Genomic DNA, 14,119 nt, shown 5'->3' with positions numbered 1-14,119 from the left:
ACTTTTCCGCTACCCGGGCCGCACCGTAGGCTGTGGCCGTGACCGCACGGAGCCAGGGACTGCATACGCGTGTGCTGGACACCCTGGGACGGGAGATCTCCTCCGGCGACTTCCCCCCGGGGTCCGTCCTACGCACCGACGAACTCGCCCAGCGCTTCGAGGTCTCCCGCACGGTCGTCCGCGAAGTGGTCCGCGTCCTGGAGTCGATGCATCTGGTCGAGTCCCGCCGCCGGGTCGGCGTGACCGTGCGGCCCACCGAGGAGTGGAACGTCTACGACCCCCAGGTCATCCGCTGGCGGCTGGCCGGCGCCGACCGCCCCCGGCAGTTGCGCTCCCTGACCGTGCTGCGGTCCGCGATCGAGCCGGTCGCCGCAGGGCTCGCCGCCCGCAACGCCACCCCCGAGCAGTGCGCCGCGCTCACCGAGTGCGCGCTCGGCATGGTCGCCACCTCGCGCGGCCAGCAGCTGGAGGGATATCTCCGGCACGACATCGCCTTCCACCGGATCGTGCTCAACGCCTCCGGCAACGAGATGTTCGCCCGGCTCGGCGACGTCGTCGCCGAGGTCCTGGCCGGCCGCACCCACCACCAGGTGATGTTCGAGGACCCCGACCCCGCCGCCGTCACCCTGCACGTCCGTCTCGCCGAGGCCGTCCGCGAGGGCGCCGCCGCCGACGCCGAGCGGCTGACCAAGGAGATCGCGGTAGGCGCCCTGCACGAACTCGACGTGCTGGCGCCTTGAGGACCCCGCCCGCCCCGGTACGGTGGTCGTTCGATCTTCGGAGAGACCGCAACGGTCGGGATGGGAGTCCGCGTCATGGCGCAGCAGGTACAAGGGGTCATCGCGCCGGGTAGGAACGAGCCGGTGCGGGTGGAGACGATCCTCGTGCCGGACCCGGGACCCGGTGAGGCCGTGGTCAGGATCCAGGCGTGCGGCGTCTGCCACACCGACCTGCACTACAAGCAGGGCGGCATCAACGACGACTTCCCGTTCCTCCTCGGCCACGAGGCCGCGGGCGTCGTGGAGTCGGTCGGCGACGGCGTCACCGACGTCGCCCCGGGCGACTTCGTCGTCCTCAACTGGCGTGCGGTGTGCGGCCAGTGCCGGGCCTGTCTGCGCGGCCGCCCCTGGTACTGCTTCGACACCCACAACGCGAAGCAGAAGATGACCCTCCTGGACGGCACGGAGCTCTCCCCGGCCCTGGGCATCGGCGCGTTCGCCGAGAAGACCCTCGTCGCCGCCGGCCAGTGCACCAAGGTCGACCCCGAGGTCTCCCCGGCCGTCGCCGGACTGCTCGGCTGCGGCGTCATGGCCGGCATCGGCGCCGCCATCAACACCGGCCAGGTCGGCCGGGGCGACTCCGTCGCCGTCATCGGCTGCGGAGGTGTCGGCGACGCCGCGATCGCCGGGGCCCGGCTGGCCGGCGCGGCGAAGATCATCGCGGTGGACATCGACGACCGCAAGCTGGAGACGGCGAAGACGATGGGCGCCACCCACACCGTCAACTCCCGTACCGGTGACCCGGTCGAGGCGATCCGCGCCCTCACCGACGGCAACGGCGCCGACGTCGTCATCGAGGCGGTCGGCCGCCCGGAGACGTACAAGCAGGCCTTCTACGCCCGCGACCTCGCGGGTACCGTCGTCCTCGTCGGTGTGCCCACGCCCGAGATGCAGCTGGAGCTCCCGCTCCTCGACGTGTTCGGCCGCGGCGGCTCCCTCAAGTCCTCCTGGTACGGCGACTGCCTGCCCTCCCGCGACTTCCCGATGCTGATCGACCTGCACCAGCAGGGCCGCCTCGACCTCGGCGCTTTCGTCACCGAGACCATCGGGATCGGCGACATCGAGCAGGCGTTCGGCCGGATGCACGACGGCGACGTCCTGCGCTCGGTGGTGGTCTTCTGATGACCGCCCGCATCGACCACCTGGTCACCTCCGGCACCTTCGCCCTCGACGGCGGCGAGTGGGACGTCGACAACAACGTCTGGATCGTCGGCGACGACACCGAGGCGGTCGTCATCGACGCCGCCCACGACGCCGCCGCGATCACGGCGGCGCTCGGCGGACGTACCCTGCGCGCGATCATCAGCACCCACGCGCACAACGACCACATCGACGCCGCCCCGGCCCTGGCCGACGCCACCGGCGCCCCGATCCTGCTGCACCCGGACGACCTGCCGCTGTGGCGGCAGACCCACCCGGACCGTGCCCCCGACGCCGAACTGGCCGACGGACAGGAGCTGGAGGTCGCGGGCGTCCGCCTGAAAGTCCTGCACACCCCGGGGCACGCACCCGGCGCGGTCTGCCTCTACGCCCCGGAGCTGAACACCGTCTTCACCGGCGACACCCTCTTCCAGGGCGGGCCGGGCGCCACCGGGCGGTCGTTCTCGCACTTCCCGACGATCGTCGACTCCATCAGGGGCCGCCTGCTCTCGCTCCCGCCGGACACCGTCGTACGCACCGGACACGGCGGCTCCACCACCGTCGGCGCGGAAGCCCCGCACCTTCAGGAGTGGATCGCCCGGGGTCACTGACCGGCGGGGCGGAGGTCACCGGTCCGGCCACTCGGAGAGCCGCAGCCCGCTCTCGAAGCGGTGCGGCCGGCCGGTGACCGGATCGGTGAACTCCAGCACCCGGGCCAGCAGTTGCAGAGGGCGCGTGTAGTCCTCCCCGCCCGGTTCCGGCTCGGGCAGCACCGCAGGGTAGACCGGGTCGTGGACGAGCGGCAGCCCCAGCGCGTTCATGTGGACCCGCAGCTGGTGGGTGCGCCCGGTCGCGGGCAGCAGGCGGTAGCGGCCGAGGCCCGCCCGGTGCTCCAGCAGCTCGATCCGGCTCTCGCTGTTCGCCTCGCCCGGCTCCACCCGGGCGGCCATGACCCCGCGCTCCTTGACGATCCGGCCGCGTACGGTGCGGGGGAGCGCCACCTCGGGGTCGTACGGCGCAACCGCCTCGTACTCCTTGCGCACCAGCCGGTCCCGGAACAGCGTCTGATAGGCGCCCCGCTCCTCGGGCCGCACGACGAAGAGCACCAGCCCCGCGGTCAGCCGGTCCAGCCGGTGGGCGGGCTGGAGCTCCGCGATCCCCAGGTGAGCGCGGAGCCGGGCCACCGCGGTCTCGGTGATGTGCCGGCCGCGCGGTGTGGTGGCCAGGAAGTGCGGCTTGTCCGCCACCACGACGTGCTCGTCCCGGTGGACCACCCCCACCGGGAACGGCACCGGCGCCTCGGGCGCGAAGTCCCGGTGGAACCAGAGATGCCGCCCGGCGGTGTACGGCTCGTCGGCGCCCACCGCCACGCCGTCCGCGCCGACGAACCGGCCCTCGGCCAGCATGGCCTCCACCCGCCCGGCGCCGATCGCACCCCCGAAGCGGTCGAGCAGATGATCACGGACGGTCGGCCACGCCCCGACGGGGTCCTGGGGCAACCGCACCCGCACCGGGTCGACACCGGAGCGCTGCGGCAGCGGGGCGGCGGGGGGCTTGGCCCGTCCTCTCATCGCGTCGGCCTTTCTCGCCGGTGGGAGAACCCGGGGGCCGGGGGCAACGGGCCCGGACATGCAAAAAACCCCAGATCGACTGGGGTTCTCGCTGGTGTCCGAGGGGGGACTTGAACCCCCACGCCCGATAAAGGGCACTAGCACCTCAAGCTAGCGCGTCTGCCATTCCGCCACCCGGACAAGGTGTCTGTCTCGCGGGCCCTGGCCCGTTCCGACGTGGAAAACCATAGCAAACATTCGGGGGTGCTCGATCACGCCCCCGGTCCCCGCGGCCGGGGGCCCGGGGCGTGTGAAGGGCGGATGTCGGGTGGCGGACGGTCTTGGGTGCGCGGGGGCAGGCGCGCGAGGATGAGGGCAAGCACCACCGCGACAGTGGAAGGAAACAGCGTGAGCGAGAGCAGCACGGCCGGGACCGTCTCCGGCGGATCCGCCGAGAATGAGGTCGTGGACCTCTGTCGTGACCTGATCCGGATCGACACCAGCAACTACGGCGACCACTCCGGTCCCGGTGAGCGGCTCGCGGCGGAGTACATCGCCGAGAAGCTCGCCGAGGTCGGGCTGGACCCGAAGATCATCGAGTCGCACAAGGGCCGGGCCTCCACCGTGGCCCGTATCGAGGGCGAGGACCCGTCCAAGCCCGCCCTGCTGATCCACGGGCACACCGACGTGGTGCCGGCGAACGCGGCGGACTGGACGCACGACCCGTTCTCCGGGGAGATCGCGGACGGATGCGTATGGGGCCGTGGCGCGGTCGACATGAAGGACATGGACGCGATGACCCTCGCGGTCGTCCGCGAGCGCATGCGCACCGGCCGCAAGCCCCCGCGCGACATCGTGCTGGCCTTCCTCGCGGACGAGGAGGCGGGCGGCACGTTCGGCGCCCGCCACCTCGTCGACCACCACCGGGATCTCTTCGACGGCGTCACCGAGGCGATCGGCGAGGTCGGCGGCTTCTCGTTCACCGTCAACGAGAACCTGCGGCTCTACCTGGTGGAGACCGCGCAGAAGGGCATGCACTGGATGCGGCTGACCGTGGACGGCACCGCCGGTCACGGCTCCATGACCAACGACGACAACGCGATCACCGAGCTCTGCGAGGCCGTCGGACGGCTGGGGCGGCACACCTGGCCGGTCAGGGTCACCAAGACCGTCCGGTCCTTCCTCGACGAGCTGTCCGACGCGCTGGGCACCCCGCTCGACCCGGAGGACATGGAGGCCACGCTCGCCAAGCTCGGCGGGATCGCCAAGATGATCGGCGCCACCCTGCGCAACTCGGCCGCGCCCACCATGCTCGGCGCCGGCTACAAGGTCAACGTGATCCCGGGGCAGGCCACCGCCCACGTGGACGGCCGCTTCCTGCCCGGCCACGAGGAGGAGTTCCTCGCCGACCTCGACCGGATCCTCGGGCCCCGGGTGAAGCGCGAGGACGTGCACGGCGACAAGGCGCTGGAGACGAGCTTCGACGGGTCCCTCGTGGACGCCATGCAGCTCGCGCTGAAGGCCGAGGACCCGATCGCCCGCGCCGTGCCCTACATGCTCTCGGGGGGGACGGACGCCAAGTCCTTCGACGACCTGGGCATCCGCTGCTTCGGCTTCGCGCCGCTCAAGCTGCCGCCGGAGCTGGACTTCGCCGGGATGTTCCACGGCGTGGACGAGAGGGTTCCGGTGGACGGCCTGACCTTCGGCGTTCGCGTGCTCGACCGGTTCATCGACCATTCCTGAGCGCACCGGCGGGCGGATTCGCCAGTGTGTACGTGCATAACCAGAACGAGTGAAAGGGGCGATTCGCTCGTAGCCCCGTCACTCCCTCCTCGTTACAGGTGATGCGGTCCGCGGCTGGGACCGCACTTACCAACCAGGAGGAATAATGATCAAGAAGGTCGTCGCCATCGCGGCTGCCACCGGTGGTCTCGTGCTCGCGGGTGCGGGCATGGCTTCCGCCGACGCCGGTGCCCAGGGTGCCGCCATCGGCAGCCCCGGCGTGCTCTCGGGCAACGTCGTCCAGGTCCCGATCCACGTCCCGGTCAACGTCTGCGGCAACACCATCGACGTCATCGGGCTGCTGAACCCCGCCTTCGGCAACGTCTGCATCAACGACTGACGTCGAACGTCAACCCGTAAGGGTGTGAGTCCGGTCGGCCCCGGAGTGCGCGCCATGCACTCCGGGGCCGCTGGGCATTCGGCCCCGCACGGTTGTGCCGGGGGGTATTTCGAAAGCCAGAAGGCAGGAAAGCAACCTATGCGACAGGTCACACGTAAAGGCCTGATCACGATGGCGGCGGCGGGCGGCGTGCTCGCGCTCGGCGGGGGGTACGCACACGCGGACGCGGGTGCGGCGGGCGGTGCCACCAATTCGCCGGGCGTGCTCTCGGGGAACTCGATCCAGGTCCCGGTCGACGTCCCCGTCAACGTCTGCGGTAATTCCGTCAACGTCGTCGGCGCGCTCAATCCCGTGAGCGGAAACGACTGCGGAAACGGATCGGCACAGGCCGGGCACACGTCGGCCGACGCCGGACACGGACCGGCGGACGCCGACCGCACACAGACCTCGGACGAGGGCTCCGGGTCCGGTCACAGCTCCGCGGACCAGGGGTCCGGCAGCCACGCGGCCGGATACGACGAGGCGCGCGACAACGGCGAGGGGACCGGCAGGCACCGCGCGTCCGGCGCCTCGGCCCAGGGCGAGGCGACGGGCTCACCCGGCATCCTCTCCGGCAACCAGGTGCAGGTGCCGGTCTCCGTGCCCCTGAACGTCTGCGGCAACGGCATCAGCGTCGGCGGACTGCTCAACCCGGTCTTCGGCAACGGCTGCGAGAACGAGTCCGAGCCGGTCGTCCCCGAGGCCCCGCCGGCGCCTCCCGCACCGGAGAAGCCGGCCGAGACGCCGCCGCAGCCGCACGCACCCGAGCCCCAGCTCGTGCCGGGCCAGGAACTGGCCCACACCGGTGCGGGCGGGCTCGACGTGCTGATCCCGGCGAGCGCCGGAATGCTGCTGGCGGGCGCGGGCGCGGTCCTCTACCGGCGGTCACGCAGCGCCGCGTAACGCCACCACGGCATCGCCGTGCGGTACGTCGAAAGGAGCGGGTCCCGCGGTCGCGGGGCCCGCTCCCCGCTACCAGGTCGCCCGGAGCTGGCGGATGATCCGGCGCCGTAGCCGCACCCTGCGGCTGCCGTCGAGGCGCAGCGTCAGTCGGTCCAACTCCCAGTGCCCGTACTCGGCATGGTCGGTCAGCAGGCGGGTCGCGTCCTTGCGGGAGACCCCGCGGGGCACGTACACGTCGATAAATTCGTATTCCGGCATCGCATCTATTGTGCGGGCAGAGCCCCGGTACGGATAGCGTCTGCACTATGTCTGATGCTGCGCAGCCCACCGCTGCCGAGGTACGCGCCGCCGCCGATGCAGTCAAAACCGCGCTCGACCGCCACCTCGAGGCCGTCGAACGCCGTACCGGGGACGACGATCCAGCCGTTTACGAGGCTTTCAACGCACTGGCCGCCGCCGCCGAGGTCTACGACGAACTCCTCTACGACCGTTACGACGAGGTCACGCCCTTCGAGATCCCCGGCGCGGACGACTCCCTGCCGCCGTACGCCGGTCCGGAGGAGCCGCACGCCCTCAGCGTGCTGATCAGGCGTGACTACGCGGTGGCGGAGCCCCAGCGGCTCCTCGCCCAGGCACAGCGCCTCGCCGACCTCGACCCGGACCAGCCGGACGGCACCGCCGTGCCGGTGGTCGGGGTCAGTGTGCACGCCGCTCTCGGGGTGCTCTTCGGTGAGTACGAGGCGGACGAGATCGCCTCCCGGCACAAGGAGTTCGGACTGGAGGAGGGGGACTCCACGCTCTGGGTCTCGGCGGTGGACGAGCTCCCCGAGCCGGGGGAGTGGCTGGGGGCGCCGTTCGAGGACGCCGACCCCTCGTCGGTGGTGTGCCGCTTCGACGTCAGCGCGGTCTTCGACGACGACGAGGACACCGACGCGGACGGCACGGCACAGCGCCGCGTCTGATCCCGTGCCGTCCCGGCTCCGGTGCGCGACGCGGCGGGAGGCCGGTGCGGTCCGTCGCGCGGCACCGGGCCGACGGACCGCACCGGCGCGCTACACCTGGGTGGCGTCCGGCACCGGCAGTGCCTCCAGCAGGGGGCGGAGCCTGGTCGTCCGCTCCTGGACCGGGATCTCGGCCACCGCGCGCGGCAGGGCCTGGTCCACGCCGTGCACCACGGACAGATGCCGCTCACCACGGCTGAACGCGGTGCAGACCCAGGGCCGGCTCAGCCCCGGGGCCGCGTCACCCGGCAGCACGACGACCACGGCGGGCCAGCGCATCCCGGCCGCCTGATGGGCGCTGAGCGCCCAGCCGAGCCGGACGGAGGACTCCACCGCGTCCGGGCGCACGACGACGGACGTCCCCGAGCAGTCCAGGCGCAGGCCCTCGGCGTCGGCCGACACCACCGTCCCGGGCACCACCCTCCCCGGAGCGGGCACATGGACCACCCGGTCACCGGGGTCGAAGCCGCCGAACCGTCCGGGCCCCGGGTTGAGCCGCTGCTTCAGCGCCGCGTTCAGCGCCGTGGTGCCGGCCGAGCCCCCGTGCCCGACCGTGACGACCTGGGTGTCGGACGGCGGTACGCCGATGGCGCGCGGTACCGAGTCGGCGACCAGTTGCACCGTGCGGTGGACCGCCTCGCCCGCGTCCCGGACGGGCACGATCACGACCTCCTTGCCGGGGGCCTCGACCTGGTGGAGCTCCCCGATACCGATGCCCGAGACCAGCTCGCCGATCGGGCCCGGGTCGGGGGTGCGCGACACCACCACCGGGCAGGCGCGCGCGGCGAGCACGTCCGCGAAGACCCGCCCGGCACCGGCCGAGCCGAGCACCCCGGGGTCACCGCTGAGCACCAGCCGGGTGCCGTCGGCGAGTGACTCCACGAGCATCGCGCCCGCCTCCACGTCGAGCTGCGGGGCGTCCAGCACCACCAGCAGATCGACGGCGAGCGCGCCGTCCGCGTCCCGGCCGGGACCGGCCGCACCGGAGAGCAGATCGGCCAGGACGACGGCGGACGCCGGATCGCCGACGGCATCGGCCAGCCTGCGCATCCCGTCCGCGCTGTGGGCGCTCCCCACGGCCCGCAGCCCGAGGGCGCGGGCGGCGGCGATCAGGGCGGCGGGTTCGGCACGGGCGCTCTCGCCGCCGCTGTGGGCGACCAGCCCGGCGGCCGCGGTCGCACGGATCAGCTCGGCGGCCGACGGGGAGGGAGCGGCAGCGGCGGCGTCGGACCAGTCGGCGGCCTTCTCGCAGGTGTTGAGGATGCGGGCCAGGCCGTCGGCGAGGGCCTCCTCGGCCAGGGCGTACCGGTCGAGCCCCAGCAGGACCGTCACCGGCTCCTGGTCGCCCTGTGCGCCGTCGGCGCCCTGGGCGGCGTCGGCGGTGTCCTCCTCGTCGGCGCTCCCGGCCTCCCCGGCGTCCGCCGCGTCCAGGCCGTCCTGGAAGACCAGGACGACGCCTTCGGCGACGGCGTGCTGCACGGCCGCCTCGGGATCGGTCACCGCGAGCCCGGCGAGCGCCGCCCGGACCTCCGTGGCGTCCAGCGCGGTGTGGCCCCGCAGGGCACCCCGCTCCAGCAGCCATCCCACCAGTGCGGCCGTGCGCCGCCCGTCGTCCGGACCGCACTCGGCACCGAGCAGGGCGCGGGCGAAGCCGTCGGCCTGCTCCGGGCGTACGCCGGGTACGGACAGCAGCTGCCACGGGTCCTCGACCAGGAGGTCCGCGGCCTGCTCGCCGAGGGTGGTGGCCGCCGCCTGCGCCAGCGACGCGGGGGCACCGCCCCGGGTGAGCACCGCCGCCACCGCGTCCGCCGCCTCGGGGGAGGCGGACCGCGCGGCGGGCGCGGTGGCGGACCCGGGAGGCCGCACCGGCGCGGGTGCGGCCGCCGGTGCCGCCCGGCGGGGGGCCGGGGCGGCCGCGGGGGAGTCGAAGAAGGCCGTGGCCGGCTTCTCGCCGCTCTCCACGGCCCGCACGGCGGCGAGGAGGTCGGCGGCGGGGCCGCTCAGCTTCGCCCCGGCGGCGACGGGTCCTTCCTTCTGCGCCTTGCGCCTCTCGATCCGCTCCCGCAGCTCCCGCTGCGCGGCCAGCTCAGCCTCGGCCTCCGACAACACGGGGGCCTCGGCGGCCTCCGGGGTCCCGGGGGCGGCCCCGGCCTCCGGTGTCGCCTCAACGGGGTCTCCGGCCGCCTCCGGGGCGTCGTCCGGGACCGTCCCGGAGGCGGCCCGTTCCGTCGTCCGTGCGCCGTCAGGGACGCTCCCGCTGTCCGGGCCGTCTTCGCCGCCGGGCGCGTCGGCGGAGGCGGCGGCCTCCTCGCCGGCCTCGCGGACCTCGTCGTTCTCGGCCGCGGGGTCCGGGGTCTCTCCCCGGTCAAGCGCAGTCACAGCGTGCTCCAGTCCTGGTCGGGATAACGGTGCACGGGCGCCGACACGTCGTCGAGCGCCTGGCAGATCTCGTCAGGAAGACTAAGCGCCTCCACTGACAACGCCTCGGTCAGCTGTTGTGCGTTGCGCGCGCCGACGACCGGGGCGGCCACTCCGGGGCGGTCCCGGATCCAGGCGAGCGCGACGTGCAGGGCCGTCGTCGCCAGACCGTCCGCCGCCGTCGCCACGGCGTCCACGATCCTGCTCGCCGCGTCGTCGAGGTACGGCTCGACGAACGGGGCCAGCACCTCCGAGGCGCCGCGCGAGTCGGACGGCGTGCCGGTGCGGTACTTGCCGGTCAGCACCCCGCGCCCCAGCGGGGACGACGGCAGCAGTCCCACCCCCAGGTCCAGTGCCGCCGGGAGCACCTCCCGCTCCACGCCCCGCTGCAACAGGGAGTACTCCATCTGGGTGCTCGCCAGCCGGGTCCGCACCCCGGGCGAGGCGAGCTGCCAGGTCGCGGCCTTCGCGAGCTGCCAGCCGCTGAAGTTCGACACGCCCGCGTAGCGGACCCGGCCCGACGACACCGCCAGGTCCACGGCCTGCAAGGTCTCCTCCAGCGGTGTCACCGAGTCGAAGGCGTGGATCTGCCACAGGTCGACGTAGTCCGTGCCGAGCCGCTCCAGGGACGCGTCCAGCGCCGCGAGGAGGTGGCCGCGCGATCCGTCGAAGCGGCGGTAGGGGTCCGGCACGCTTCCGGCCTTCGTGGCGATGACCAGATCCTCCCGCGGCACCAGGCTGTCGACGAGCCGCCCGAGGAGGTGCTCGGCCTCCCCGCCGCCGTACACGTCGGCGGTGTCGACGAGCGTGCCGCCCGCGTCCCAGAAGACCTTCAGCTGTTCGGCGGCGTCGTGCTCGTCGGTGTCCCGGCCCCAGGTGAGGGTGCCGAGCCCGATCCGGGACACGCGAAGGCCGGTGCGGCCGAGATGCCTCTGCTCCATGGGCGCTGAGATTACTGGCCGGGACCGCACGGGGGTGAGGGCCTGTGGACAACCACACGTCGCGCGAGGGGGCCTGCCGCATCCCGGTCGGCCGCGCTAGAGTCCGGTTCGTACGTACGTTACTGATCGGTAGAGGGAGCGTGACCATGCGGCTCGGCATCAATCTCGGTTACTGGGGAGCCGGTATGGACGGGGACAATCTCGCCGTCGCCCAGGAGGCGGACCGCCTCGGCTACGACGTCTGCTGGGCGGCCGAGGCCTACGGATCCGACGTACCGACCGTGCTGTCCTGGGTCGCCGCGCAGACCGAGTCCATCGACGTCGGCTCCGCCATCATGCAGATCCCGGCCCGCCAGCCCGCGATGACGGCCATGACCGCCGCCACCCTCGACTCGCTCTCCGGCGGCCGCTTCCGCCTCGGCCTCGGGGTGTCGGGCCCGCAGGTCTCCGAGGGCTGGTACGGCGTCCAGTTCGACAAGCCGCTGGCCCGCACCCGTGAGTACGTCGAGATCGTGCGCAAGGCGATGTCCCGGGAGCGCCTGTCGTACGAGGGCGAGCACTGGACGCTGCCGCTGCCGGACGGCCCCGGCAAGCCCATCAAGCTCACGGTCCACCCGCAGCGCGAGCACATCCCGCTCTACATCGCCGCCATCGGGCCGAAGAACCTGGAGCAGACCGGCGAGATCGCCGACGGGGCGCTGCTGATCTTCCCGTCCGCCGACCACCTCGAGGACACCGCGGTCAAGCACCTGCGCGCCGGGCGCGAGAAGGCCGGCAGGACCATGGACGGCTTCGACGTCTGTCCGACGCTGCCGCTCGCGGTCGGCGAGGACGTCAAGGGCCTCGCCGACATGTTCCGCCCCTACACCGCGCTGTACGTCGGCGGCATGGGCAGCCGCAAGCAGAACTTCTACAACAACCTCGCCCAGCGCATGGGCTACGAGAAGGAAGCCGCCGAGATCCAGGACAAGTACCTGTCCGGCGACAAGAGCGGCGCGGCCGCCGCGGTCCCGCACGAGCTCATCGACCGCACCACCCTGCTCGGCCCCGTCGAGCGCATCGCCGACCGGATGCAGGCCTACGCCGCCGCCGGTGTCACCACGCTGACGCTGGCCCCGGCCGGCTTCACCCTGGACGAGCGGCTCGCCGCCCTGCGGGCCGGAACCGACGCCCTGGAGCGCTCCGGTCTCGCCGCCTGACCCGGGGCGCGTCCGGACAGCACCACGGCCGTGGTGGGGGCTCGGGGGTCCTCCCCGCCACGGCCGTCACCCGGGACAACGCGCCGGGCGCCGCACGGTTACGCCCGGTCCCCCCGGCGGCCCCGTTCGCGTTGCCTACCGCCCGGTACCGAATTTGACTGTCGCTCCGCGGACACCGGTGCGAAAGGCGGCAGTGATGCTCTCGGCGAAGAGTCTGTTCCAGGAGATCCTCGACAACGACGACGCGTTCCGCCTGTTCTGCTCGATCGCCGCCGGCGGAGAGGCCCAGGGAGGCTGGGAGAACGGCCGGATCGCCGCCCTCGTCCCCGCGGGCCTGCGCGAACTCGGCCCCAAGATCGCCCGGCACGGAGCCGACGAGGACAAACACGGCCGGATCTTCAACGCGCTGCTCAAGCAGCGCGGACTGATGCCCGCCCAGGTGCCCCTGGAGACCGACTACACGCTGCTCCTGGAGCGCCGGGGCATCGGTCTCGCCCACGACCGGCTCAGCCGCGAGGTACCGCTCACCGAGCGGGACGTCATCGTCTACCTGTCCCACAGCCGGGTCACCGAACAGCGCGCCTCCGAGCAGATGAGGCTGCTGCTGCGGCTCTTCGGGGACCACCCCGCCCTGGGGCGCGCGGTGAGGATGATCTCCCGGGACGAGGACAACCACCTCGCCTACTGCCACGAGGAGCTGCTCCGCCTCGCCGCCGCCGGGCACGGCCGCACCATCCACGCGGTCCTGCGGGAGTGCGCCCTGGCCGAGATCCGGGTCTACCGGGACGTCGGTCTCGCCGTGATGCGCCACATGGGAGCCGTGCTGCGCTGGCCCCGCCCCAAGGCGGCCCTGCTGGCCGCCGGGATCCACGCGACGTACGTGTACGAGCGGCTGGGCGGCTGGCGGCGCATGGTGAGCCTCCGCCAGCCCGCCCGGCGCGACGCGCTGGGCACCCCGCCGGTGCCGGAGGCGGAGTATGCCTGAGGGGCGCTACAGCCACCCGCGGTGCTTGAACTGGCGGTACAGGCCGAAGACCGCGAGGGCCATCAGCGCGATCACCGCCGGATAGGACCACACCCAGTCCAGCTCCGGCATGTGCTCGAAGTTCATGCCGTAGATCCCCGCGACCATGGTCGGTACGGCGGCCATGGCCGCCCACGCCGAGATCTTCCGCATGTCGTCGTTCTGCCGCACGCCCACCTGTGCCAGGTGCGCCGAGAGAATGTCCGAGAGCAGCCGGTCCAGCCCCTCCACGTGCTCGTTGGCGCGTGTCAGGTGGTCGCTCACGTCCCGGAAGAACGGCCGTGAGTGGGCGTGGACGAACGGAACCCCCGCGCTCGCCAGCCGCTCGACCGGCGCCGCCAGCGGGCCGGTCGCCCGGCGGAACTCCAGCAGCTGCCGCTTGAAGGTGTAGATGCTCGCGGCGGTGTTCTTCGTGTCCGTTCCGTTCTCCGGGGCGAACACCTCGGCCTCCAGCTCCTCCAGGTCCGTCTGGAGCTCGGCCGCGACCTCGATGTAGTGGTCCACCACCGCGTCACTGACCGCGTAGAGCACCGCCGTCGGGCCGTGCTTGAGCACCTCCGGCTCGGCCTCCAGGCGGCGCCGTACGGCCGTCAGCGGGGCACCCTCGCCGTGCCGGACCGTCACCACGAAGGAGTCCCCCACGAAGAGCATCAGCTCGTCGGTGGTGACCGCGTCGCTCCCCGAGTCGTAGACCACCGGCTTGATGACCGCGAAGAGCGAGTCGTCGTAGACCTCCAGCTTGGGCCGCTGATGGGCGCGCAGGGCGTCCTCCACGGCCAGCGGGTGCAGTCCGAACTCGCTGCTGACGCGGTCGAACTCCTTCTCGGTGGGCTCGTGCAGGCCGATCCAGACGAATCCGTCCGCGGCGGCACGGGCCTCGTCGAGGGCGGCGGAGAAGTCCGAGGGCCCCTCGGTCCTGCGCCCGTCCTGGTAAATGCCACAATCCACGATCACGCGCGCATTCTTCCCTGCCGTCGGCTTCCGTGCACCAGTCCGGTGCCCT

At 72.7% G+C, this 14,119-nt stretch carries 14 protein-coding genes and 1 tRNA gene; 9 read left to right on the top strand and 6 right to left on the bottom strand.

The genetic code is table 11. The features are described from left to right. Positions 1-38 precede the first annotated feature (38 nt). The 3 genes from SACTE_RS05465 to SACTE_RS05455 all read left to right on the top strand — a co-directional run bounded on the left by SACTE_RS05465 (position 39) and on the right by SACTE_RS05455 (position 2,530). The gene (locus SACTE_RS05465; RefSeq protein WP_014045029.1) at positions 39-740 is read left to right on the top strand and encodes an FCD domain-containing protein; all 702 of its coding nucleotides are present in this window, start codon (positions 39-41) and stop codon (positions 738-740) included. 75 nt (positions 741-815) lie between these two features. After that, a complete protein-coding gene (locus SACTE_RS05460) occupies positions 816-1,901 on the top strand; it encodes an S-(hydroxymethyl)mycothiol dehydrogenase (RefSeq protein ID WP_014045028.1) in 1,086 nt (361 codons plus the stop codon). Continuing rightward, positions 1,901-2,530: an MBL fold metallo-hydrolase gene (locus tag SACTE_RS05455; RefSeq protein WP_014045027.1), complete on the top strand. Its 630-nt coding sequence runs from the start codon at positions 1,901-1,903 to the stop codon at positions 2,528-2,530. Before SACTE_RS05460 ends, SACTE_RS05455 begins: the two co-directional genes overlap by 1 nt. Positions 2,531-2,545: 15 nt before the next feature. Here the strand turns inward: SACTE_RS05455 and SACTE_RS05450 are convergent, their stop codons facing one another. Together SACTE_RS05450 and SACTE_RS05445 are read right to left on the bottom strand one after the other, a co-directional pair. Then, on the bottom strand, positions 2,546-3,490 hold the full coding sequence (locus tag SACTE_RS05450) for a pseudouridine synthase (RefSeq protein WP_014045026.1): 945 nt from the start codon (positions 3,488-3,490) through the stop codon (positions 2,546-2,548). 92 nt (positions 3,491-3,582) lie between these two features. Next, positions 3,583-3,670: transfer RNA gene (locus tag SACTE_RS05445), tRNA-Leu, on the bottom strand. Between the two features lie 207 nt (positions 3,671-3,877). On the opposite strand from SACTE_RS05445, the gene SACTE_RS05440 reads away from it, so the two are divergent. From SACTE_RS05440 to SACTE_RS35510, 3 genes are all read left to right on the top strand, one after another. Then, on the top strand, positions 3,878-5,212 hold the full coding sequence (locus SACTE_RS05440) for a M20/M25/M40 family metallo-hydrolase (protein ID WP_014045025.1): 1,335 nt from the start codon (positions 3,878-3,880) through the stop codon (positions 5,210-5,212). A gap of 145 nt (positions 5,213-5,357) precedes the next feature. Further along, positions 5,358-5,591, top strand: a complete 234-nt coding sequence (gene chpH / locus SACTE_RS05435; protein WP_014045024.1) for a chaplin ChpH — start codon at positions 5,358-5,360, stop codon at positions 5,589-5,591. A gap of 138 nt (positions 5,592-5,729) precedes the next feature. Further along, positions 5,730-6,533 carry a chaplin gene (locus SACTE_RS35510; RefSeq protein ID WP_019993883.1) on the top strand — a complete coding sequence of 268 codons (804 nt, stop codon included), beginning with the start codon at positions 5,730-5,732 and terminating at the stop codon, positions 6,531-6,533. A 69-nt stretch (positions 6,534-6,602) separates the two neighbouring features. Here SACTE_RS35510 and SACTE_RS05425 read toward each other — a convergent pair whose 3' ends face one another. Then, a complete protein-coding gene (locus SACTE_RS05425; protein ID WP_014045022.1) occupies positions 6,603-6,791 on the bottom strand; it encodes a DUF5703 family protein in 189 nt (62 codons plus the stop codon). Positions 6,792-6,838: 47 nt separating this feature from the next. On the opposite strand from SACTE_RS05425, the gene SACTE_RS05420 reads away from it, so the two are divergent. Further along, positions 6,839-7,495 (top strand): hypothetical protein, encoded by a 657-nt coding sequence (locus tag SACTE_RS05420; RefSeq protein WP_014045021.1) that lies wholly within the window; start codon positions 6,839-6,841, stop codon positions 7,493-7,495. A 90-nt stretch (positions 7,496-7,585) separates the two neighbouring features. Here SACTE_RS05420 and SACTE_RS05415 read toward each other — a convergent pair whose 3' ends face one another. Both SACTE_RS05415 and SACTE_RS05410 read right to left on the bottom strand, forming a co-directional pair. Further along, a complete protein-coding gene (locus SACTE_RS05415) occupies positions 7,586-9,913 on the bottom strand; it encodes a helix-hairpin-helix domain-containing protein (protein ID WP_014045020.1) in 2,328 nt (775 codons plus the stop codon). Continuing rightward, on the bottom strand, positions 9,910-10,893 hold the full coding sequence (locus SACTE_RS05410) for an aldo/keto reductase (protein WP_014045019.1): 984 nt from the start codon (positions 10,891-10,893) through the stop codon (positions 9,910-9,912). The genes SACTE_RS05415 and SACTE_RS05410 overlap by 4 nt, the downstream gene beginning before the upstream one ends. Before the next feature lie 146 nt (positions 10,894-11,039). On the opposite strand from SACTE_RS05410, the gene SACTE_RS05405 reads away from it, so the two are divergent. Continuing rightward, positions 11,040-12,092, top strand: a complete 1,053-nt coding sequence (locus SACTE_RS05405) for an LLM class F420-dependent oxidoreductase (protein WP_014045018.1) — start codon at positions 11,040-11,042, stop codon at positions 12,090-12,092. Between the two features lie 196 nt (positions 12,093-12,288). Next, a complete protein-coding gene (locus tag SACTE_RS05400) occupies positions 12,289-13,077 on the top strand; it encodes a hypothetical protein (protein WP_014045017.1) in 789 nt (262 codons plus the stop codon). A gap of 6 nt (positions 13,078-13,083) precedes the next feature. Here the strand turns inward: SACTE_RS05400 and corA are convergent, their stop codons facing one another. Next, positions 13,084-14,070, bottom strand: coding sequence for a magnesium/cobalt transporter CorA (gene corA, locus SACTE_RS05395; RefSeq protein WP_014045016.1), 987 nt, complete (start codon positions 14,068-14,070; stop codon positions 13,084-13,086). Positions 14,071-14,119 lie beyond the last annotated feature (49 nt).

Source organism: Streptomyces sp. SirexAA-E (genome assembly GCF_000177195.2).
GTDB classification, from domain to species: domain Bacteria; phylum Actinomycetota; class Actinomycetes; order Streptomycetales; family Streptomycetaceae; genus Streptomyces; species Streptomyces flavovirens.
Note: the sequence above shows the minus strand (reverse complement) of the source record. Positions and strands in the feature narration are given on the sequence as shown.